The organism is Zoogloea sp. (genome assembly GCF_030157465.1).
GTDB lineage: Bacteria > Pseudomonadota > Gammaproteobacteria > Burkholderiales > Rhodocyclaceae > Zoogloea.
Genome location: NZ_JAOAUU010000044.1, coordinates 18,814 through 38,674 on the forward strand (window position 1 = coordinate 18,814; position 19,861 = coordinate 38,674).

Annotated in this window: 17 protein-coding genes; 14 read left to right on the plus strand and 3 right to left on the minus strand. The window is 66.5% G+C overall.

Annotation, left to right across the window (positions count from 1 at the left end; all coding sequences use genetic code 11):
* Positions 1-2: 2 nt before the first annotated feature.
* The 11 genes from pseC (at position 3) to Q1W26_RS04980 (ending at position 11,984) form a co-directional block, all read left to right on the plus strand.
* A complete protein-coding gene (gene pseC, locus Q1W26_RS04930) occupies positions 3-1,151 on the plus strand; it encodes a UDP-4-amino-4,6-dideoxy-N-acetyl-beta-L-altrosamine transaminase (protein ID WP_300436624.1) in 1,149 nt (382 codons plus the stop codon).
* A complete protein-coding gene (gene pseF / locus Q1W26_RS04935; RefSeq protein ID WP_300436627.1) occupies positions 1,148-1,843 on the plus strand; it encodes a pseudaminic acid cytidylyltransferase in 696 nt (231 codons plus the stop codon). Before pseC ends, pseF begins: the two co-directional genes overlap by 4 nt.
* A 74-nt stretch (positions 1,844-1,917) precedes the next feature.
* Positions 1,918-2,940 carry an NAD(P)-dependent oxidoreductase gene (locus Q1W26_RS04940; RefSeq protein WP_300436630.1) on the plus strand — a complete coding sequence of 341 codons (1,023 nt, stop codon included), beginning with the start codon at positions 1,918-1,920 and terminating at the stop codon, positions 2,938-2,940.
* Positions 2,941-2,954: 14 nt separating this feature from the next.
* Positions 2,955-3,494 carry an acyltransferase gene (locus Q1W26_RS04945; RefSeq protein WP_300436633.1) on the plus strand — a complete coding sequence of 180 codons (540 nt, stop codon included), beginning with the start codon at positions 2,955-2,957 and terminating at the stop codon, positions 3,492-3,494.
* Positions 3,495-3,515: 21 nt separating this feature from the next.
* Positions 3,516-4,559, plus strand: a complete 1,044-nt coding sequence (locus tag Q1W26_RS04950; RefSeq protein WP_300436635.1) for a glycosyltransferase — start codon at positions 3,516-3,518, stop codon at positions 4,557-4,559.
* A gap of 114 nt (positions 4,560-4,673) precedes the next feature.
* Positions 4,674-6,971: a UDP-2,4-diacetamido-2,4,6-trideoxy-beta-L-altropyranose hydrolase gene (pseG, locus tag Q1W26_RS04955; RefSeq protein WP_300436638.1), complete on the plus strand. Its 2,298-nt coding sequence runs from the start codon at positions 4,674-4,676 to the stop codon at positions 6,969-6,971.
* Positions 6,968-8,026, plus strand: coding sequence for a pseudaminic acid synthase (gene pseI, locus Q1W26_RS04960; RefSeq protein WP_300436641.1), 1,059 nt, complete (start codon positions 6,968-6,970; stop codon positions 8,024-8,026). Before pseG ends, pseI begins: the two co-directional genes overlap by 4 nt.
* Positions 8,027-8,045: 19 nt before the next feature.
* Positions 8,046-9,095: a glycosyltransferase family 9 protein gene (locus tag Q1W26_RS04965; RefSeq protein WP_300436644.1), complete on the plus strand. Its 1,050-nt coding sequence runs from the start codon at positions 8,046-8,048 to the stop codon at positions 9,093-9,095.
* Positions 9,092-10,174 (plus strand): glycosyltransferase family 4 protein, encoded by a 1,083-nt coding sequence (locus Q1W26_RS04970; protein ID WP_300436646.1) that lies wholly within the window; start codon positions 9,092-9,094, stop codon positions 10,172-10,174. The genes Q1W26_RS04965 and Q1W26_RS04970 overlap by 4 nt, the downstream gene beginning before the upstream one ends.
* Positions 10,171-11,241 (plus strand): glycosyltransferase, encoded by a 1,071-nt coding sequence (locus Q1W26_RS04975; protein WP_300436648.1) that lies wholly within the window; start codon positions 10,171-10,173, stop codon positions 11,239-11,241. The genes Q1W26_RS04970 and Q1W26_RS04975 overlap by 4 nt, the downstream gene beginning before the upstream one ends.
* Positions 11,238-11,984, plus strand: coding sequence for a polysaccharide deacetylase family protein (locus Q1W26_RS04980; protein WP_300436651.1), 747 nt, complete (start codon positions 11,238-11,240; stop codon positions 11,982-11,984). Before Q1W26_RS04975 ends, Q1W26_RS04980 begins: the two co-directional genes overlap by 4 nt.
* Before the next feature lie 219 nt (positions 11,985-12,203).
* Here the strand turns inward: Q1W26_RS04980 and Q1W26_RS04985 are convergent, their stop codons facing one another.
* The 3 genes from Q1W26_RS04985 to Q1W26_RS04995 all read right to left on the minus strand — a co-directional run bounded on the left by Q1W26_RS04985 (position 12,204) and on the right by Q1W26_RS04995 (position 17,673).
* A complete protein-coding gene (locus Q1W26_RS04985; RefSeq protein WP_300436654.1) occupies positions 12,204-13,229 on the minus strand; it encodes a transporter in 1,026 nt (341 codons plus the stop codon).
* A 129-nt stretch (positions 13,230-13,358) separates the two neighbouring features.
* A complete protein-coding gene (locus Q1W26_RS04990) occupies positions 13,359-16,067 on the minus strand; it encodes an ATP-binding protein (RefSeq protein WP_300436657.1) in 2,709 nt (902 codons plus the stop codon).
* Positions 16,068-16,386: 319 nt separating this feature from the next.
* Positions 16,387-17,673 (minus strand): Glu/Leu/Phe/Val dehydrogenase, encoded by a 1,287-nt coding sequence (locus Q1W26_RS04995; protein WP_300436660.1) that lies wholly within the window; start codon positions 17,671-17,673, stop codon positions 16,387-16,389.
* A 312-nt stretch (positions 17,674-17,985) separates the two neighbouring features.
* Between Q1W26_RS04995 and Q1W26_RS05000 the strand changes: the two genes are divergently transcribed.
* The 3 genes from Q1W26_RS05000 to Q1W26_RS05010 are packed head-to-tail and all read left to right on the plus strand — an operon-like array spanning position 17,986 to position 19,767.
* Positions 17,986-18,672, plus strand: coding sequence for a CsgG/HfaB family protein (locus tag Q1W26_RS05000; protein ID WP_300436662.1), 687 nt, complete (start codon positions 17,986-17,988; stop codon positions 18,670-18,672).
* Between the two features lie 22 nt (positions 18,673-18,694).
* Complete coding sequence (locus Q1W26_RS05005; RefSeq protein ID WP_300436664.1) at positions 18,695-19,075, plus strand: DUF4810 domain-containing protein; 381 nt, start codon at positions 18,695-18,697, stop codon at positions 19,073-19,075.
* Entirely contained in the window at positions 19,075-19,767 is a 693-nt protein-coding gene (locus tag Q1W26_RS05010) for a DUF799 domain-containing protein (RefSeq protein ID WP_300436666.1), read from the plus strand. Before Q1W26_RS05005 ends, Q1W26_RS05010 begins: the two co-directional genes overlap by 1 nt.
* Positions 19,768-19,861 lie beyond the last annotated feature (94 nt).

A 19,861-nucleotide genomic window follows, 5' to 3' on the forward strand; every position in this document is an offset into this window, starting at 1 on the left:
GCATGATCCCCTACGGCCGCCAGGACATCACCCCCGAAGACATCGCCGCCGTCGAAGCGGTCCTTCACTCCGATTTCCTCACCCAGGGCCCGGCCATCCCGGGCTTCGAGAAAGCGCTGGCGGCCTACTGCGGCGCGGCCCGCGGGGTGGCCGTGTGCAATGCCACGGCGGCCCTGCACATGGCCTGCATGGCCCTCGGCCTCGGCCCCGGCGATCGCCTCTGGACCAGCCCCAACACCTTCGTGGCCTCGGCCAACTGCGGCCTTTACTGCGGCGCCGAAGTGGATTTCGTCGACACCGACCCGCTCACCTACAACATGTCGGTAGCGGCCCTGGAGGCCAAGCTCGTCCAGGCCGCCGCCAGCAACAGCCTGCCCAAGGTGGTGATCCCGGTGCATTTCGCCGGCCAGAGCTGCGAGATGCGCGAGATCCACGCCCTCGGCCAGAAGTACGGTTTTCGCATCATCGAGGACGCCTCCCACGCCGTCGGCGGGCGCTACCTCGACGCGCCGGTGGGCAACTGCCGCTACAGCGACATCACGATTTTCAGCTTCCACCCGGTCAAGATCATCACCACCGGCGAAGGCGGCATGGCGCTCACCAACGACCCGGCGCTGGCCGACCACATGGAACGCCTGCGCAGTCACGGCATCACCCGTGATCCGGCGCTGATGGAATCGGAAACCGAAGGCCCGTGGTACTACCAGCAGATCGAACTCGGCTACAACTTCCGAATCACCGACATGCAGGCCGCGCTGGGCCACTCGCAGCTCCAGCGCCTCGACGACTACGTGGCCCGCCGCCACGCCATCGCCGCCCGCTACGACGCAGCCCTCGCCGGCCTGCCGCTGACCACGCCCCACCAGCACCCGGATTCCCGCTCCGCGCTGCACCTCTACCCGATCCGCCTGCACGACGCCGGCCAGCGTCGGCAGGTCTTCGAGGGCCTGCGCGCCGCCGGCATCGGCGTGAACGTGCATTACATCCCGGTGCACACCCAGCCCCACTACCTCCGGCTCGGCTTCCGTGCCGGCGATTTCCCCGAGGCCGAAAACTACTACGCCGGCGCCATCTCGCTGCCGATGTTCCCGACCCTCACCCCCGTCCAGCAGGACGAAGTGATCTCTGCGCTGAAGGTGAGCCTCACATGAGACTGGCCGTAATCCCAGCGCGTGGCGGCAGCAAACGCATCCCACGCAAGAACATCAAGCCATTCGGCGGCAAACCGATGATTGCCTGGTCTATCGAGGCTGCGCGCGCATCGGGGCTTTTCGAGCGAATCGTGGTGTCCACCGACGACGCCGAGATCGCCGACGTAGCCCGACAGTGGGGCGCTGAGGTTCCGTTCATGCGCCCCGACGAACTGGCCAACGACTACACCGGAGCAACGGCGGTGGTCGCCCACGCTACCGAGTGGGCAATCGGGGCGGGCCTGGACGTGGAAGCGGTGTGCTGCCTGTTCGCGACGGCCCCCTTCGTGCAGCAGTCCGACCTGCAGGCAGGCTGGAAGGCCTTCTCCAGCGGCGACTGGGATTACGTGTTCTCGGCCACCGACTTCGCGGCACCAATCTTCCGCGCCTTCCAGGAAACGCCGGAGGGCGGCGTGGAGATGTTCTTCCCCGAACACTTCAACACCCGCTCCCAGGACCTGCCCGCCGCGCTGCACGACGCGGCCCAGTTCTACTGGGGCAAACCCGTCGCCTGGCTGGAAGGCCGCAGGGTTTTCGCCCCCAGCTCGACGGTCGTCGTGATCCCCCGCTGGCGCGTGCAGGATATCGACACCCCCGAGGACTGGGTGCGTGCCGAACTGCTGGCCCAGCTGATCAGCGAGCACGGTGTTTGATGCCTGCCCGCGACGCATCTGCCTCCCCCGCCGCCCTGCAGAGCCCCCTCGAGACCGCACCTGGAACCCCCACCGTGGATAAAAAAAACATCCTTGTCTTCGGAGCCTCCGGCTTCATTGGCACCTATCTGATCGACGCACTTCTGGCCGAAGGGCATGAGGTCACCGCGTCTGACATCAGCGACGAGGGCCGGGATTTCTACGCCCACAAGAACGTCGCCTACGTCAATGTAGACATCACCCGCAGGGAAGATTTCAACCGCCTGGAGCGCAAGGCCTACGACGCTGTCGTCCATCTGGCGGCCTGTCAGCCCGCCAACGTGGCCGAGAAGAAATACGATCCGCGGGACTACATCAACGTCAACGTGATCGGCACCCTGAACATTCTCGACTTCTGCCGGGAATGCGGGGCCGGCAAGATCATCTACGCCAGTTCCCACCGCAACACCCAGGGGCTGTGGGCCGCGAACCGGGCCATCACCGAAGAGGACGGCCGCGCCGTCAAATACAGCGGCGAATACGCGATGTTCAGCATCTCGGAGAGCGCCGCGCAGGACTGCGTGCTGCACTATCAAGCCCAGCACGGCCTGCCGGGCATCCTGTTCCGCCTCCCGCCAGTGTATGGCTATGGGCCGCACACCGAGATCTTCAAGGACGGCAAGCCGATCAAGACCGGCTTCCAGATATTCATCGACAAAGCCCTCGCCTGCCAGCCCCTGGAGGTCTGGGGCGACAGCGAGGTCGGGCGCGACATCATCTACGTGAAGGATGTGGTTGCCGCATTCCTGCAGGCGATCAGCCGGCCCGGCATTACCGGCCTGTACAACATCACCTCGGGGGTCTATCTGACCCTGCGCGACCAGGCCGAAACGATTGCCCGCACCTTCTGGGGTTCGGACGAGGAGCCGGTAATCGTGTTCCGGCCTGAGATCGACAACGGCATGGACGCCTTCCTCTACGATAATGCCAAGGCCTGCCGCGATCTGGACTGGAGCCCTCGGTACGACTTCCGCGCCATGCTGATCGATTACCAGAACGAAACGGAAACTGGAAAGTACCGTTACCTCGTGGACAAACGCTTGAAAATGCTGAAATAAACAGGGAGATGAAAATGGAAGAATACAAGCTCGATGGCATCGAATTGATGGGCGACAACGTCCGCGACAAACTACGTTCCTGCGGCGAAGGCGCGCGCATCTACCCGATGGCCAAGATCGCCTTCCCCCATGTGGTGGACCTGGGCGCCAACTGCCGGATCCGCGACTTCGCGTTCATCTTCGCCGGCGAGGGTGTGAAGATCGGCGAGTACACCGACGTTCAGCCCCACACGGTGATCTGGGGCGGTGGCCTGACCATCATCGGCGATCGCGTATCCACCGGGCCGGGCACCGTCTTCCTGTCGGCCACTTACTCCCATGCCGCGGGCCTCAAGATGGTGGACGGCATGCAGGAGGGCGAAACCGCGATCCTCGGCGGCCACCTGGAAGTCGGCAACGACGTCTACATCGGTGCCCGCTCGGTGATCATGCCGGTGAAGATCGGCGAAGGCTGCGTGATCGGCGCCGGCAGCTTCGTCAACAAAGACTGCGAACCCTGGGGCATTTACGTGGGCAGCCCAGCCCGGCGGATCGGCGAGCGGCCGAAGCTCTGAGCACGGCACCAGGCGCGACTAGTGGTCACCACTGAAAAGCACCTGCCGGACGGCGGACCCCGCCCGCGGATCTGTGTAATCACCGATGGTGGCCAGCAGATGGGCATGGGGCACGTCCAGCAATCGACAACGCTGGCGAAAGCGCTCCGACGCTCAGCCGACGTGTTCTTCCTTACCAAAAGCGACGAACACGTCGTGGCCGCGATCAGCGAGGCCGGCTTCAAGGTGAGCGCACTCGCCGACGACGCGCAGATATTCGCCCTTCTACAGTCCGCCCCCCCCGACGTGGTGTTGTTCGACAAGATCGACGTGGACGTGGGCCTGGCCCGGCAGATCCGTGCCGGCCTGCCCTCGCGGCTGGTGATTTTCACCAACCTCACCGCAGCCAACGCAGTCGCGCACATGGTGGTGCTGCAGCGCGCGGCCGACCTCGGCACCGATCCTGCCAGCCGCTTCAGGAACGAGGCCTTCACCGACCCGACCAGCGGCACACGGTATTTCTACGGGCCGCGCTACTGGGTGCTCCGCCCCGAGTTCCATGCCTACCGGCAGCGCGGCAAGACGCCCCGTCGCCCGCCACAGCGGATTCTGCTGGCCTTCGGGGGCAGCGACCCAACCAATCTGACCTCCGTCGTCCTCGACACGCTGCTCGGAGGGGAAACCCTTAACGCAATCGACGTGATCCTCGGCCGGCACTTCGCCCACCAGGACGCCGTCGAGCGCGTCCTCGAGCGCCATCCGGAACGCCGGCAGGCAGTCACGCTGCACCGCAACGTGAGCAATGTCGCCGAACTGATGTACGCGGCTGACCTCGCCATCACCGCCGCCGGAATATCCATGTTCGAGGCCCTGTGCGTAGGCACCCCGGTCATCGTGATCCCCCAGGACACCCTGCAGAGGGACACCTACCGGGGCGTGATGCGCCTGCTGGAGGTGGATGAACTCGCGCAACTGGGAGACATCATTGGGCGGGGGGATTTCTCAAGCTCCGGGAACCCCATCATCGCCGCGATGGAAATCGGCGACGGACTCGAGGAACTGATCGATTCAATCCTCCCCCAATGACCCCATGAGCGTCCATCGTCAGCCTTCAGATCCGCCGCAAGGGAATCCCACAACAGCCCGCCAAGACCCAGCCCGACGACGCACCTGCCGGAGTGATCCGACCGACCAAAGCCCATGAGCAAGCCCCCCGTTGCCCCCATCCCGCGCACCTGCGTGATCGCACAGCCAACCTTCATTCCGTGGATGGGCTGGTTCGACCTGGCCGATCAGGCGGACGTGATGATCATTCTCGACGACGTGCAGTTCTCCAAGCAGAGCTGGCAGCAGCGCAACCGCCTGCGCACCCCGCAGGGGCTCGACTTCCTGTCGGTGTCGGTAAAGAGCGCCGGCCGCAGCCACCAACTCATCAACGAGGTCGAGCTGGCCAACGAGGCCTCGGTGGAAAAGCTGCTGCGCACGGTCCAGGGTTACTACGCACGGGCACCCTATTTCCGTGAATTGTTCCCCGGCCTTGGCACCGCGATGCGGGAAGGCGCCGCCACCGGCAAGCTTGCTGAACTCAACATCGCGGTGATCCGCTGGATCATGCAGACCCTCGGCATCAGCGTGCCGCTTGTCCGCGCCAGCGAGCTCGAAACCGACGGCAAGCGCGGCGAGTACGTGGCCGCGCTGTGCGAGGAGGTCGGTGCAACCCGCTACCTGTCGCCAGCCGGTGCCGAGGAATACCTCCTGCTCGATCGCCCGGCCTTCGACCGGCGCAACATTTCGGTGTGCCTGCACGTCTATGAGCACCCCGAATACCGGCAATGTTTCAAGCCCTTCGAGCCCTATGCCAGCGTTCTCGATCTGATCTTCAACACCGGACCGGAAGCCCTCGCGATCCTGCGTAGCGGCCGCCGTCCGGCCCGCCCCCTCGGCATCCCCGCGCCCCCGCGCCGCTATGCGTTTCGGGCGGATGCCTCCACCGACATCGGCATCGGCCACGTGATGCGCTGCCTGACCCTGGCGCGGCGCCTGCGCGAGCGCGGTGGCGAGGTCCGCTTCATCGCCCGCACTCTGCCGGACACCTATCGTGACGAAATCCTGAGCTTCGGCTGCGGCGTCGCCATGCTGCCCTCCGCTCCGCGTCCGGCCGACACCGCCGCCGGCCCGGCTCATGCTGCCTGGCTCGGTGCCCACTGGGAGGACGACGCGGCGCAGACGGCCGCCGCCATCGAAGCCTGGGGCGGCACCGACGTGCTGGTCATCGACCACTACGGGGTAGACCAACGCTGGGAAGCCGTGCTGCGTCCTCACGCCGGGCTGATCTGCGTCATCGACGACCTGGCCGACCGCCCCCACGACTGCGACGTGCTACTCGACCAGAACTTCGTCACCAACCCGGCTAGCCGCTACCACGGTCTCCTGCCGACGGCATGCCGCAGTCTCTTCGGACCAGGCCACGCGCCACTGCGGCCCGAGTTTCACGCCGCCCGGACAAAGTTGCGGCAGCGCGACGGCAGCATCCACCGCATCTTCGTGTTCTACGGCGGCGCCGACCCGAACGACTTCACCGGTCGCACCATTGACGCCCTCGCTCCGCGCCTGGGCCCGGAGATCGAGGTGGACGTGGTTGTGGGTGCGATCAACCCCCACGTCGAGGTGCTGCGCGAGCGCTGCGCCGCCACCCCATACGTCCGCCTGCATGTGCAGCCCGGCAACATGGCCGAGCTGATGGCCGCTGCAGACCTCGCCTTCGGCGCCTGCGGCACCGCCAGCTGGGAACGCTGCCTGCTTGGCCTGCCGGCTATTGTGGTGATCTTCGCGCAGAACCAGGAAGCACCGACCCGCGGTCTCGTGGAAGCCGGCGCCGTGGAGAGCCTGGGGCACGCCGATGCAGTCGGCGTCACGGATATCAGCGCCGCCTTCGACCGCCTGGCCACCAACCCGGCCCGTTGCCGCGCAATGTCGACCGCGGCACTGGCGCTGATGCAGGCGACCGGCCCATCCCTCGACGACATCCTCGCCGGCGAGGAAACCTTCGAATTCGAAGGCGTGCACTTGCGCTCCGCCCACCAGGACGATGCCAGCGACCTGCTCGCCTGGCGCAACCAGGAAGACGTGCGCGTCCACTCCCGCAGCCAGGAAGTCATCGACCTCGCCGAACACGCCGACTGGCTCGCCACGGTGATTGCCGACCCCGCCCGCCACCTGCTGATCGGCTACCGTGGCGGCAAGCCCATCGGCGTGGTGCGCCTCGACGAGCGCGACGACACCGGCGAAGTGTCGATCTACCTCACGCCGGACGCCCGCGGCCAGAACAACGGCAGCGCCCTGCTGCGGGCGCAGGAAGCCTGGATCAGGGCCACCCGGCCAGCCATCCAGCGCCTCGTCGCCGTCGTGCTCGGCGCCAACGACACCTCGCACCGGCTGTTCCTGAAGAACGGCTACACCTGCCTTCCGACCCATTACGAGAAAAGGATCACCCGATGAACACCTCCATCACCATCGGCAACCGCCAGGTCGGCCAGGACCATCCCCCCTTCGTCATCGCCGAGATGTCCGGCAATCACAACCAGTCCCTCGACCGGGCGCTGGCCATCGTGGAAGCCGCGGCCAAGGCCGGCGCCCACGCGCTGAAGCTGCAGACCTACACCGCCGACACCATGACCCTCGACATCGACGAGGGCGAGTTTTTCATTTCCGACCCTAACGTGCTGTGGAAGGGTGCCTCGCTGCACAAGCTCTACCAGCTCGCCCACACGCCCTGGGAATGGCACGCGCCGATCTTCAAGCGCGCCAACGAACTCGGCATGCTGGCCTTCAGCACTCCCTTCGACGAAAGCGCGGTGGATTTTCTCGAGAGCCTGGACGTTCCCTGCTACAAGATCGCCTCGTTTGAAAACACCGACCTGCCGCTGATCCGCAAGGTGGCCGCCACCGGCAAGCCGATGATCATCTCCACCGGCATGGCCTCGGTGGCCGAACTCGACGAGAGCGTGCGCACCGCCCGCGAAGCCGGCTGCAAGGATCTCATCCTGCTCAAGTGCACCAGCACCTACCCGGCCACCCCCGAGAACACCAACATCCGCACCATTCCGCACCTCCGGGATCTGTTCGGCACCGAAGTCGGCCTGTCCGATCACACCATGGGCACCGGCGTGTCGGTCGCCAGCGTGGCGCTGGGGGCAACGGTCATCGAAAAGCACTTCACCCTCAGCCGTGCCGAAGGCGGCGTCGATTCGGCGTTTTCGATGGAACCGGCCGAAATGGCCTCGCTGGTGCTTGAATCCGAACGCGCCTGGCAGGCCCTTGGCCGCATCACCTACGGCGCGGCCTCGGCCCAGGAAGAAAAGTCCAAGGTTTACCGCCGCTCGCTGTACGTCTCCCGCGACCTCAAGGCCGGTGAAATCCTCGACGCCACCTCGGTGCGCGCCATCCGCCCGGGCCTCGGCCTGGCGCCCAAGTTCATCGACATGGTGATGGGCAAGGCGGTCAAGCACGACGTGAAGCGCGGCACCCCGGTTTCCTGGGATCTGCTGCTCTGAGCCCCGCCGCAAGCCGCCCGTGAAACGCATCCTCATCGTCCGCACGTCCGCCATCGGCGACGTGGTGTTCTCGTCGGCCCTGCCGGCGGCGATCCGCCGCAGCCACCCGGATGCCCACATCGCCTGGCTGGTCGAGCCGGGCATCCACGAGCTGCTGCTGGCCGACCCGGACATCGACGAGGTCATTCCCTTCTCGAAGGCCGAGTGGGTCAAGCTGTGGAAGGGCGGCCACAAGCTCGAGCTGGCCCGCCGCGTGCTCAAGCTGCGCCGCGAACTCCACGCCCGCCACTTCGACACCGCCCTCGATCTGCAGGGCCTGATGAAGAGCGGCTTCCTCACCTGGCTCAGCGGCGCCCCGCGGCGCGTCGGCCTCGGCTCCAAGGAAGGCAGCCAGTGGCTGATGAGCGAGGTCATCCCCCGCAGCGGCCAAAAGGGGCGCATCGGCTCCGAATACCAGTTTCTCGCCCGGCAGCTCGGCCTCGACGCCGGCGATTTTCTGCCCACGCTCACCGTCACCCCGGCGGCGCAGGAATCCGTGCTCGCCAAGCTGGCCGCCCACGGCCTCGCCTCCGGCCGCTATGCGGTTTTCGCGCCCTTCACCACGCGCCCGCAAAAGCACTGGTTCGAAGACGCCTGGCAGGCGCTGACGCCCCGGCTCATCGACACCACCGGGCTGATTCCGGTCATCCTCGGCGGCCCGGGCGATACCGAAGCCGCGGCCCGCATTGCGGCCGGCGATTCGCGCATCGTCAACCTCGCCGGGCAAACCCGGCTGCCCGAGGCCGTCGCCGCCATCGCCCACTCGGCGCTGCTCATCGGCGTCGACACCGGCCTCACCCACATGGGCACCGCGCTGGCGCGGCCCACCGTGGCCATCTTCGGCTCCACCTGCCCCTACACCGACACCGGCCGCCCCACCGGCAGCGTGATCTGGCTCGGCATGGTGTGCTCGCCCTGCCGGCGCCGCCCCACCTGCGGCGGCAAGTTCACCTGCCTGCGCGACATCACCCCGGCAATGGTGCTCGAACGTGCCCAGGCCATGCTCGCGGCCGGAGCCGCAGCCCCATGAAAATCCTCCACGTCGAAGCCGGCAAGCACCTCTACGGCGGCGCCCGGCAGGTGCTCTACATCGTCGAAGGCCTTGCCGCGCGCGGTGTCGACAACCTGCTCGCCTGCCCCGCCGGCAGCGAAATGTCCCGCCAGCAGCCCGTCGGCGCCCGCGTGCTGCCGATGAAGATGGGTGGCGACGGCGACATGGGCCTCGTCCTCCGGCTCGCCCGGCTGATTCGCGCCGAGCAGCCCGATCTGGTGCACCTCCACAGCCGCCGCGGCGCCGACACCTGGGGCGGCCTGGCGGCAAAGCTGGCCGGCGTGCCCTGTGTGCTGTCGCGCCGGGTGGACAACCCCGAATCCCGCTGGGCGGTGGCGCTCAAATACCGCCTGTACGACCACGTCATCACCATCTCGGAGGGCATCCGCCAGGTGCTGCTGTCCGAAGGCCTCGCGCCGCAAAAGGTCAGCTGCGTCAGGAGCGCCGTGGATGCCGCGCCTTATCTTCCGCCCGTCGACCGTGCCGCCTTTCGCGCCGAATTCGGCCTGCCGCCGAACGCGCTGGTGGCCGGCGTGGTGGCCCAGCTGATCCCCCGCAAGGGCCACCGCTACCTGCTCTCGGCGCTGCCGGGCCTGCTCGAGCGCCACCCGGATCTGCAGGTGCTGATCTTCGGCCAGGGCCCGCTCGAGGCCGAACTGCGCGCCGAAGTCGAATCCCGCAATCTTGCTGCCGCAGTGCGCTTCACCGGCTTTCGCCACGATTTGCCGCGCTGGCTCGGCGGGCTCGACATGCTGATCCACCCGGCCGACATGGAAGGCCTGGGCGTCTCGCTGTTGCAGGCCTCGGCGGCCGGCGTGCCCATCGTCACCAGCCGCGCCGGCGGCCTGCCCGAAGCGGTGCAGGACGGCGTCACCGGCATTCTGTGCCCGCCGGGCGACGTGGCCGCGCTGGCTGCCGCCATCGACCGTCTGGCCGGCGATGCGGCCCTGCGCGCACGCTTTGGCGCCGCCGGCCGCGCCCGCATCCTTGCCGAGTTTTCCATCGACGCGATGGTGGACGGCAACCTCGCCATCTACCGCCAGGTGCTCGGCCGATGAAAATCATCACCGTTCTTCACAGCATGAAAAGCGGCGGCGCCGAACGCCACGCGCTGCAGCTGATGCGCGGCCTGCGCGCCCGCGGCCACGAGGCGCTCTACGCCGGCCCGATGGACGGCTGGCTCGGCCAGCAGCTCAGCGCCGACGGTTTTGGCGGCATCGACCTGCCCCTCGTCGGCCTCTACGACCTGCCCTCCATCACGCGCCTGGCCCTGTACGCCCGCCGCGTCGGCGCCGACCTGATCCACGGCCACCTGACCCGTGGCGCCTGGTACGCCGGGCTGGCCGCCAAGCTGGCCGGCCTGCCCAGCGTGGCCACCGCCCACTCCGACAACGCCGGCAAGCATTTCGGCCGCGCCAGACGCATCATCGCCGTGTCCCAGGCGGTGGCCGATTTTCTGCAACGGCGTGGCTACGACGCCGCCCGCATCCGCATGGTGCATCACGGCATCGCCGACATCACCGCCCACCTGCCCGCCCACATCCGCGACACGACCCGCCGCGAACTGGGCCTGCCGCCCGACGAGGCCTGCCTGCTGATGGCCGCCCGCATCGTGCCCGCCAAGGGACACGACACCGCGCTCAAGGCCCTGGCCCTGCTCAAGGACACACGCTGGACGCTGCTCCTGGCCGGCGACCACGAAGGCGATCTCGGCCCTGAAATGCAGGCCCTTGCGCAGACGCTCGGGATTGCCGACCGGGTCCGCTTCCTGGGCCTGAGGGAGGACGTGCCGGCCCTGCTCAAAGCCTCCGACGTGCTGCTCGCCCCCTCGCGCCGCGAGGCCCTGTCGCTCACCCTGCTCGAAGCCTCGGCCTGCTCGCTGCCCATCGTCGCCACCCGCGTCGGCGGCATCGGCGAAGTGGTCGAGGATGGCGCCAGCGGCTTTCTCGTCCCCCCCGACGACCCCGCCGCACTGGCCGCGGCCCTCGCCCCGCTGCTCGGCGACCCGGCGCTCCGCGCGCGCTGCGGCGCCCGGGCCCGGCAACGCTTCGAAGCCGGCTTCACCGAAAAAGCCATGTTCGACAAAACCGTGGCGGTCTACCGGGAAGCCTGCGAAGGCCCATGATGAAACGCGTGCACATCCTGATGTACCACCGGGTTGGCGATTTTCCCGGCCGCGTGAAGGCCCATGGCGCGCTGTATTGCCACCTGCCGCGCTTCAAGGCCCAGATGACGATGTTCAAGCTGTTGGGCTACGAGGTCATCAGCCTCGACGCGGCCGCCGCCGGCCTGCGCGGCAACGCCCCGCTGCCGGCCCGCCCGCTGGTGCTCACCTTTGACGACGCCTACGTGGATTTTCTCGACAACGCCGCCCCGGTGCTCAAGGCCCACGGCTACCCGGCCACCATCTACGCGGTCAGCGGGCTTGTCGGCACCACGTCCAGCTGGGACTACGGCGTGGGGCCCGAACCCGCCCCGCTGATGAACGCCGCGCAACTGCGTGAAGTGCAGGACATGGGCTTCACCATCGGCTCCCACTCCAGAAGCCACCTGCGCCTCGCCCAACAGGACGACGCCTGCATCACCGCCGAACTCGGCGACAGCAAGTCCGCCCTCGAAGATCTCCTCGGCCGGCGCGTGGACCACTTCTGCTACCCCTACGGCAGCCACGACATCCGCGCCGTGAACGCCGCCGCCGCCGCCGGCTACCTCACCGGCACCACCTGCGAACGCGCCGCCGCCACGCCCGAGGACGACCTCCTCACCCTGCCGCGCAAGGCCGTGTCCCGCGGCGACGACGTGTTCGGCGTGGCCTGGAAACTGCTGGCCAAGAACACCCCCAAGCGCCCGCCAATCCGCCGCCCGTAGGGGTTAATGAATGAGCTCTGTAATCGTTACCTGTGGAATCTTGGGTAGGTCGGGTTAGCGCAGCGTAACCCGACATCGGACGTGTCCATCGATGTTCATGTTGGTGTCGGGTTACGCCCTGCGGGCTAACAGTATCTGCATGGCCCCTGGATCTCACAGGGTGCATCGTCGGGTTGATGCATTTCCATAGACGGCGGTGACATAGCGACTTCAGTCGCCCTACTCTTCACGCCGCCGGAAGGCCCACCAGCCGGCAACCGCCGTAAAGCTGGCGATGATCGCCACGACGATCCAGAAGCCCTCGGCATGCTCCGCCAGCGGCACGCCGCCCACGTTCATGCCCAACAGGCCGGCGATCATGTTGATCGGCAGCGCCAGCACGGTCACCATCGTCAGCACATACACGCTGCGGCTGGTCTCTTCGGTCACCCGCGCGGCAATCTCTTCCTGCAGCAACTTGATGCGCTCCTGCAGCGCCGTCATGTCGGCCAGCACGGCCGAAAACTCTTCCGTCGAATGGCGCAGTTCCTGCACGTCCTCATTCGCCACCCAGCCCGGCGGCTGGTTGAGCAGCCGGAACAAGGCCCCCGGCTCCGGTGCCAGCAGGCGGCGCAGGCGCACCAGCACCCGGCGCAGCGCGCCAAGGCGGGTCCGGCTGCGGGCGACCCGCTCGGCCAGCAGGCTGTCCTCCACCTCGTCCACCCGCCCCGTGGCGGCCCGCACGATCTGCACCAGCACGTCGGCCTGGTCACGCAGCAGGTGGGTCAGGAGCGCCACCGACGAGCCGAAGCTCTCGCCCCGCTTCACCGCCGCCCGCAGGCGGTCGATGGATCGCAGCGGCTGCAGCCGCGCCGTCACCACCGTGCGCTCATCCACCCACATCCACAGCGTGGCGATCTGCGAGGGCTCGAAGTCGAACTCGTAGAGCACGTCGTTCACCACCGCGATCAGCGCGGCGTGGGCGTACTCGATGCGCGTCGAGCGCGAGCCCTCGTGCAGCGCATCGAAAAACTCGTCCACCTCGCCCAGGTGATCCCGCAGCCAGCGCTCGGTGGCCGCGTGGGCTAGGTTGAAATGCAGCCAGGCGAAGGCGCCGTCGCCGGCCTTCGCCTCGGCGCCCACCCCCGCCAGCCACCGCGCCGCGCCCGCCGTATCGAGCGGGGAACCGGCAGCGCCGGGGCGAAAAAGAAATCCGGAAATCAGCCCCGAACGATCGGAGCCGTAAGAAGCGTCGGCGGGAATCACTGGGCAGCCTGAAGGGTGGCGGGGCCACGAGGATACCGGGGCCGTGTCACAGGGGCATGACAGCCAGACCTTTGGGCCGCCGGCAAAACGTCAGGATCAACACGCACCGGCAAGCCGGTGGGCGCGGTGTCAGCCGAGCCAGCGCAGCAGGGTCGAGTAGAGCACCTCGGGCACGACGGGTTTGGTCAGAAAATCGTTCATGCCGGCGTCGAGGCAATTGGACTTGTCCTCGCTGAACACGTTGGCGGTCATGGCGAGGATCGGCACCGACTGGCGTCCCGGCAACTGGCGGATGCAGCGGGTGGCCGTGATGCCGTCCATCTTCGGCATCTGCATGTCCATCAGGATCAGGTCGTAGGCCTTCCGCTCGGCCATTTCGACGGCCTGGCTGCCGTTGTCCGCCGTGTCGACAAGGAAGCCCACGGCCGCGAGCAACTCCTCGGCCACCATCTGGCTGGTGGGTTCGTCCTCGACCAGCAGCACGGATTTGCCCTGGCCGGCCTCTGCCAGCATCGCCTCGGCCCTGTCGAAGTCCGGCACGCCGTGCTCCGTACCCGACGGCTCGCACTTGCCGAGCCGCGCGGTAAACCAGAAGGTACTGCCCACGCCGGGCGTGCTGCTCACGCCGACCGTGCCGCCCATCAGCTCGGCCAGCCGCTTGGTGATCGCCAGCCCCAGGCCCGTGCCGCCGTACTCGCGCGTCGTCGAGCTGTCCGCCTGCTCGAAGGAATTGAAGATTTTTCCGAGCACCTCGGGTGCAATGCCGATCCCCGTGTCCTGAACCTCGAAGCACAAACGCACGTGCTCGCCCTCGTCAGCCTCGACCTTCACCCCGATGGTGACGCTGCCCTGGCGGGTAAATTTGATCGCGTTGCCGACATAGTTGAGCAGCGCCTGCTGGATGCGCGTGCCGTCGCCAACCAAGCCCGGCAGGTGCGCGGGCACGTTCATGTTCAGCCGGAGGCCCTTGCCCGCGGCGCGGTCGTTCATGATCGACACCACGTTGGCGAGCAGTTTCTGGATCTGGATGATTTCGGCGTTGAGGGTCAGCTTGCCGGCGTCGATCTTGGACAGATCCAGGATGGAATTGATGATCTCCAGCAAGTGATTGCTGGCCGCCTCGATCTTGTTCAGGCGGTCGGCCTGCTCGGGCGTGACGCCGGTGCGGTGCATGAGGTAGGCCATGCCCGTGATGGCGTTGAGCGGCGTGCGGATCTCGTGGCTCATGTTGGCCAGGAAGGTGCTCTTCGCCCGGTTGGCCGACTCGGCGATATTGCGGGCTTCCTCCAGCTGCTCGGTCCGGTCCCGGACGAGTTCCTCCAGGTGCAGGCGGTGCTTTTCCAGTTCGTGCTCCAGCGCCTTCGTCGCCGTCACGTCGGTCACGAAGCCATACCAGACGATCCTGCCAGCCTCATCCAGTTCGGGCACCGCATCCATGTGCAGCCACTTGACCCCGCCGCCGGACGGACGGATGCGGTAATCGACAAGCCAGCGCTCCATGCTCGTCGCTGACTGCTGGAGGGACATGAAGAAGCGCTCGTTGTCCTCCGGCGCGACAAGCTCCCTGATGCTGCTGGCACTCGACTCCAGGACTTCGGGGCTCACGCCGTAGAGTTCCCGCGCCGCCTCGCTGGCGAACGGAAACGCGCCCGTGCCGTCCGGGTGCTGGCAATACTGGAAGACCATGCCGGGCACGTGGGTAAGGATCTTGCGCACCTGCTCGGTCGCGGCGATCCGGGCGAGCAGCGCCTCCTGGTCGACGATGGACTTGAGCAGCCCGTTGAAGGCCACGGCCAGCTTGCCGATTTCATCTTCCCGCTCGACGGGCAAGGGCTGGCGCGGCCGGCTGCCCTGGCGCATCTCGTCGAGCAGGACGGCGGATCGTTCCAGCGGCTTCAACTGACGGCGCACCCACCACCACGCCACCAGCCCCGCGAACAGGGTCAGCGCCACCGCCGAGAACAGCAGGCGCCGCTGCATCTGGTGGACCACCAGAAAGGCTTCCTGGGTCGGCAGCACCGACTGCATCAGCCATCCTGTCGTGCCGATCTTCACCGACGACGACAACTCCTCGATACCCCGGGAGCTGACGGCGACACCGGAGCCTTCATGCCCGCCAAGATAGCGGTCGTAGACAGGATTCACGCCCGCCGCCGGGCCGGCATTCATCACGCGGCGCTTGTCGGACGACGCGATGCAGATGCGTGACGCGATGTCGGTGATGAGAAAGTCACCGGTATGGCCATACTTGGCGTTGCTGATCTGGTCGAGAAAGTTGGGCTCGCGGAGATTGATGACCCCGATCACCGCACCGACGTAGCGGCCTTCCGGCGTGCGGATCGGCATCACGATGCCGATCACCGGCGCGCCGGTGCGCCGGCCTGTCATCGGCGGGGTGATGACGGGCTTCTCTGCCGTCTTCACTTGGGCAAAGTACGGCAGATCCCCGTATCGCGTACCGACACGCTTGTGCCTGGCCGGCTCGCTGGCGAGGGCGAGTCCGTCCGCATCCACCACGATGACGCCCCAGTTGAACAGCGGAGCGAGTCCGAACTGGGAGTCGAGCAGGGCCTGCGCACTGGCGCCATTAACGTCTCCGAGCCGGCCCAGGCGTTGCGCGAGACTCTCCACGATCGCGCTCCGTTCATTCACGGAGCGGTGAATCTCGGAAGCGATGAGCGAGACCGTCGAAAACTGCTGCGCCGAGATGGCCAGCTCCATGTCCGAACGCAGATAGGTGCCGATGATCAGGGTAACGATCCAGATCGACACGACAGAAGCGCACAAGGCCCCGGCGACCAGTCGCGTTCTCAAGGACTGCCATGAAAGACCGGCCATGCATTGCTCCCCACGTGTCTCTTTATAGTGTTGTGTTGGCTCGGATCGGCTCCACCTCGCCCTGGACGGACCGCAGAATCCTGTCGGTCCCGCCTCGCCGGCGCCCGTCCGGCCCCCGCGCGCGAAACAGGGTAATAACCATTACGGAAAAATGGAGTGAAAGATTTAGCCTCCCGGCGCGGGTAGCGTCAGCTCCGCTTGGCCGGGAGAGCCTTAAAAACCCGAAAGGAATACCCCTTTCACATAAATTCAGGCGGGCATCGACGGATGGATGCCCGAACGCGCCCGGCAAAGGGGCCGGCATCCTGTGCTTAGCCCGTCACGGGTACAGCCCGCGCAGCTTGTGCGCCATCAGCACCCGTTCGCACCCCAGCACAAAGGCCGCCGTGCGCATCACCACGCCCTTCGCCTGCGCCGCATCCCACACCGCGGCAAAGGCCTCGCGCATGATCCGGTCCAGCCGGGCGTTGATTTCTTCTTCGGTCCAGAAAAAGGCGCTGATGTCCTGGACCCACTCGAAGTAACTCACCGTGACGCCGCCGGCGTTGGCGAGCACGTCCGGAATCACGGTGACGCCGTTTTCCTGCAGGATCAGATCCGCTTCCGGGGTGGTGGGGCCGTTGGCGCCTTCGGTGAGGATGCGGGCCTTGATCGAGCCGGCGTTGCTGGCGGTGATCTGGTTTTCCATGGCGGCGGCGACGAGGATGTCCGCGTCGCAGCGCCAGAAGTGCCCGGCATCGATGGTTTCGGCGCCGGGGGCACCGATCAAGGTGTCGTGCTGGTGGCGAAAGGCCTTGACTGCCCGCACGTCGAGGCCGGCCGGGTTGGCGATGGCGCCGCTGCTGTCCTGCAGGGCGACCACCTTGGCACCGGCGTTGGCGAAAAGCCGGGCAGAGGCTTCACCCACGTTGCCGAAACCCTGGATCGCCACTTTGGCGCCCTCGATCTGCATGCCCAGACGCCGGGCCGCTTCAACGGTGGACACGAACACGCCGCGCCCGGTGGCGTCCTTGCGGCCAAGGCTGCCGCCAAGGCTGATCGGTTTGCCGGTCACCACCCCCATCGAGGTCTTGCCTTCGTTCATCGAGAAGGTGTCCATGATCCACGCCATGACCTGCTCGTTGGTGTTGATGTCGGGCGCCGGAATGTCCTTGTCCTGGCCGATGAGAATGTTGATCTCGCTGGTGTAGCGGCGGGTCAGGCGTTCGAGTTCGGGCATCGACAGCAATTTGGGATCGACCCGCACGCCACCCTTGGCACCGCCGAAGGGCACGTTGACCACCGCATTCTTCACCGTCATCCACGCCGACAGGGCCATGACTTCGGCCAGGGTGACATCCGGGTGGTAGCGGATGCCGCCCTTGCCCGGCCCGCGCGAGAGGTTGTGCTGCACCCGGTAGCCCTCGAAATGGGCGATCTCGCCGTTGTCGAGGCGGATCGGCACATCGACGATCAGTGCCCGTTTGGGCCGGGTAAGGAGAGGCGCCAGCGGACGCAGCTCGGCAGAAAGGTGGGGCTCGACCCGGTCGATCTGGACCAGGTAGGTTTCCCACGGGCCGAGATGCTCGGCCGACAGGTAGGACGGAATGTGGGAGACGTTGTTCATGGTTGTTCCTCCTCGGGTCGCGCGGGTGCGTGGCAGGGGCAGCTCGCCGCAGCAATGGGCCTGCCTGTTCAAGATTGGTGCGGTGGCACCGCTATCATCGGCCCAATCGTCCCGCCCTGAACGGCATCCTGTCGTATCCGCGTCACGCGGGCTTGCGAGGGCACGGGAGCCGGCGTCGCCGACTTATGACAAGAGGGCACATCCCTGCGCAGGCATGCCCTGAAAAAAGGATAATGACGCCCTCATCGGGCCTTCCGCCCGATTCCGCATCACTCATCCACCCGTTCTTCAACCCAGGAGCGTTTCCCCATCATGAAAAAAATCAATGCAGGCAAATTTCTTGCCGGCTGTGCCCTGCTGGGCGGTGTATGTCTGGTCGCCGGCTGCGCAACGGAGCAATCCCGCACGCTGGAAGTCGCCAAGGTTGCAAGCGCCGGCACCCCTTACAGCGGCACGCGCAACCTGATTTCGGTCGGCAAGTTCGACAACCGCTCCAACTACATGCGCGGCATTTTCACGGATGGCGTCGACCGGCTCGGCAGCCAGGCCAAGACCATCCTGATCACCCACCTGCAGCAGACCGGCCGTTTCAACGTGCTCGACCGGGACAATCTCAGCGAGATCAAGCAAGAGGCCGGCTTTGCCAAAAGCGCTCAGAACATCAAGGGCGCAGCCTACGTGATCACCGGCGACGTCACCGAATTCGGCCGCAAGGAAACCGGCGACAAGCAACTGTTCGGCCTCCTCGGGCGGGGAAAATCCCAGGTCGCCTACGCCAAGGTCAACCTGAACGTGGTCAACGTGCAGAGCTCGGAAGTCGTCTTCTCGGCCCAGGGCGCGGGTGAATACAGCCTCGACAGCCGGGAAATCATCGGCTTTGGCGGAACCTCCAGCTACGACTCGACCCTGAACGGCAAGGTGCTCGATCTGGCCATGCGCGAGGCCGTCAACAACCTGGTCAATGGCATCCAGTCCGGTGCATGGCAACCCGGCCAGTAATCCTCAAAACATAAAATCCACCATGACACGTCTTAGCTGCACAAACGTGGCGGCCAGCCTTTCGATCGCCGGCGCCCTGCTAATGGCTGGCTGCGCCACCAAGCCCCAGCCGCTCTACTACTGGGGTGACTATCAACCCCAGCTCTACGGGCACTTCATGAAGGAGAAGGCCCCGCAGGAGCAGATCGCCACGCTCGAAGCCGGGCTTGAAGAGGCCCGCGCCAGCGGCAGATCCGTCCCGCCCGGCTACCTGGCCCACCTGGGCATCCTGCATGCCCAGGCCGAACATCCGGACCAGATGCTGAAATACTTCGAAGCCGAAAAAACGCGCTACCCCGAAAGCGCTGCGTACATCGATTTTCTGCTGCGCAAAGTCAAACAACCACAACAAGGGGCCCGCTGATGCAACTGGATATTCTGAATGCCCGCAGCGTGAAGGGCGCTTGCCTGGCCCTCTTTGCCGCGGCCCTGACCACGGGCTGCGCCACGACGAAAAGCCCGTACGACTACACCCAGTTCAAACAAAGCCGGCCGGCCTCGATCCTGGTGCTGCCGCCGCTGAACGGCTCGCCGGACATCAACGCCAGCTACAGCATGCTGTCGCAGGTCACGCTGCCGCTGGCCGAATCGGGTTATTACGTTTTTCCCGTGAGCCTGGTGGATGAAACCTTCCACCAGAACGGTCTGCACAACCCGGCCGAAATGCACGACGTCAAACTGCAGAAACTGCGGGAAATCTTCGGTGCCGACGCCGCGCTCTACATCACCGTCAAGGAATACGGCACCAGCTACACGGTGATCTCGAGCGAAAGCCGCGTCACCGCGGAAGCGCGCCTGATCGATCTGCGCTCGGAACAGGTTTTGTGGAACGGCACGGCCACCGCCTCCAGCGCGGAAGGCCGCAATTCGAGCGGCGGCCTGGTGGGTTTGCTGGTTCAGGCAGTCGTCAGCCAGATCATCGAAAGCTCGACGAACCGCTCGCACCCGATCGCCGGCATCACCAGCTATCGCCTGCTGGGCGCCGGGATGCAGAACGGAATGCTGTACGGCCCCCGCTCGCCCAAGTACCAGACGGACGGCAACGCCCGGCCCTGAGCGCGCAAGGCATCACGCAGCCCTGCCCGGCGGGCTGTGCCGGGCAGGGCGAGTGTTCCGGCGGGGAGCGGCTCCGCTATCATCGGCGCGATAC

Coding starts and splice junctions, on each gene's coding strand:
- Q1W26_RS05005 (WP_300436664.1), top strand. CDS start 18,695: ATGACACGTCTTAGCTGCACAAACGTGGCGGCCAGCCTTTCGATCGCC.
- pseI (WP_300436641.1), top strand. CDS start 6,968: ATGAACACCTCCATCACCATCGGCAACCGCCAGGTCGGCCAGGACCAT.
- Q1W26_RS04980 (WP_300436651.1), top strand. CDS start 11,238: ATGATGAAACGCGTGCACATCCTGATGTACCACCGGGTTGGCGATTTT.
- Q1W26_RS04990 (WP_300436657.1), bottom strand. CDS start 16,067: ATGGCCGGTCTTTCATGGCAGTCCTTGAGAACGCGACTGGTCGCCGGG.
- Q1W26_RS04995 (WP_300436660.1), bottom strand. CDS start 17,673: ATGAACAACGTCTCCCACATTCCGTCCTACCTGTCGGCCGAGCATCTC.
- Q1W26_RS05010 (WP_300436666.1), top strand. CDS start 19,075: ATGCAACTGGATATTCTGAATGCCCGCAGCGTGAAGGGCGCTTGCCTG.
- Q1W26_RS04975 (WP_300436648.1), top strand. CDS start 10,171: ATGAAAATCATCACCGTTCTTCACAGCATGAAAAGCGGCGGCGCCGAA.
- Q1W26_RS05000 (WP_300436662.1), top strand. CDS start 17,986: ATGAAAAAAATCAATGCAGGCAAATTTCTTGCCGGCTGTGCCCTGCTG.
- pseG (WP_300436638.1), top strand. CDS start 4,674: ATGAGCAAGCCCCCCGTTGCCCCCATCCCGCGCACCTGCGTGATCGCA.
- Q1W26_RS04945 (WP_300436633.1), top strand. CDS start 2,955: ATGGAAGAATACAAGCTCGATGGCATCGAATTGATGGGCGACAACGTC.
- Q1W26_RS04970 (WP_300436646.1), top strand. CDS start 9,092: ATGAAAATCCTCCACGTCGAAGCCGGCAAGCACCTCTACGGCGGCGCC.
- pseC (WP_300436624.1), top strand. CDS start 3: ATGATCCCCTACGGCCGCCAGGACATCACCCCCGAAGACATCGCCGCC.
- pseF (WP_300436627.1), top strand. CDS start 1,148: ATGAGACTGGCCGTAATCCCAGCGCGTGGCGGCAGCAAACGCATCCCA.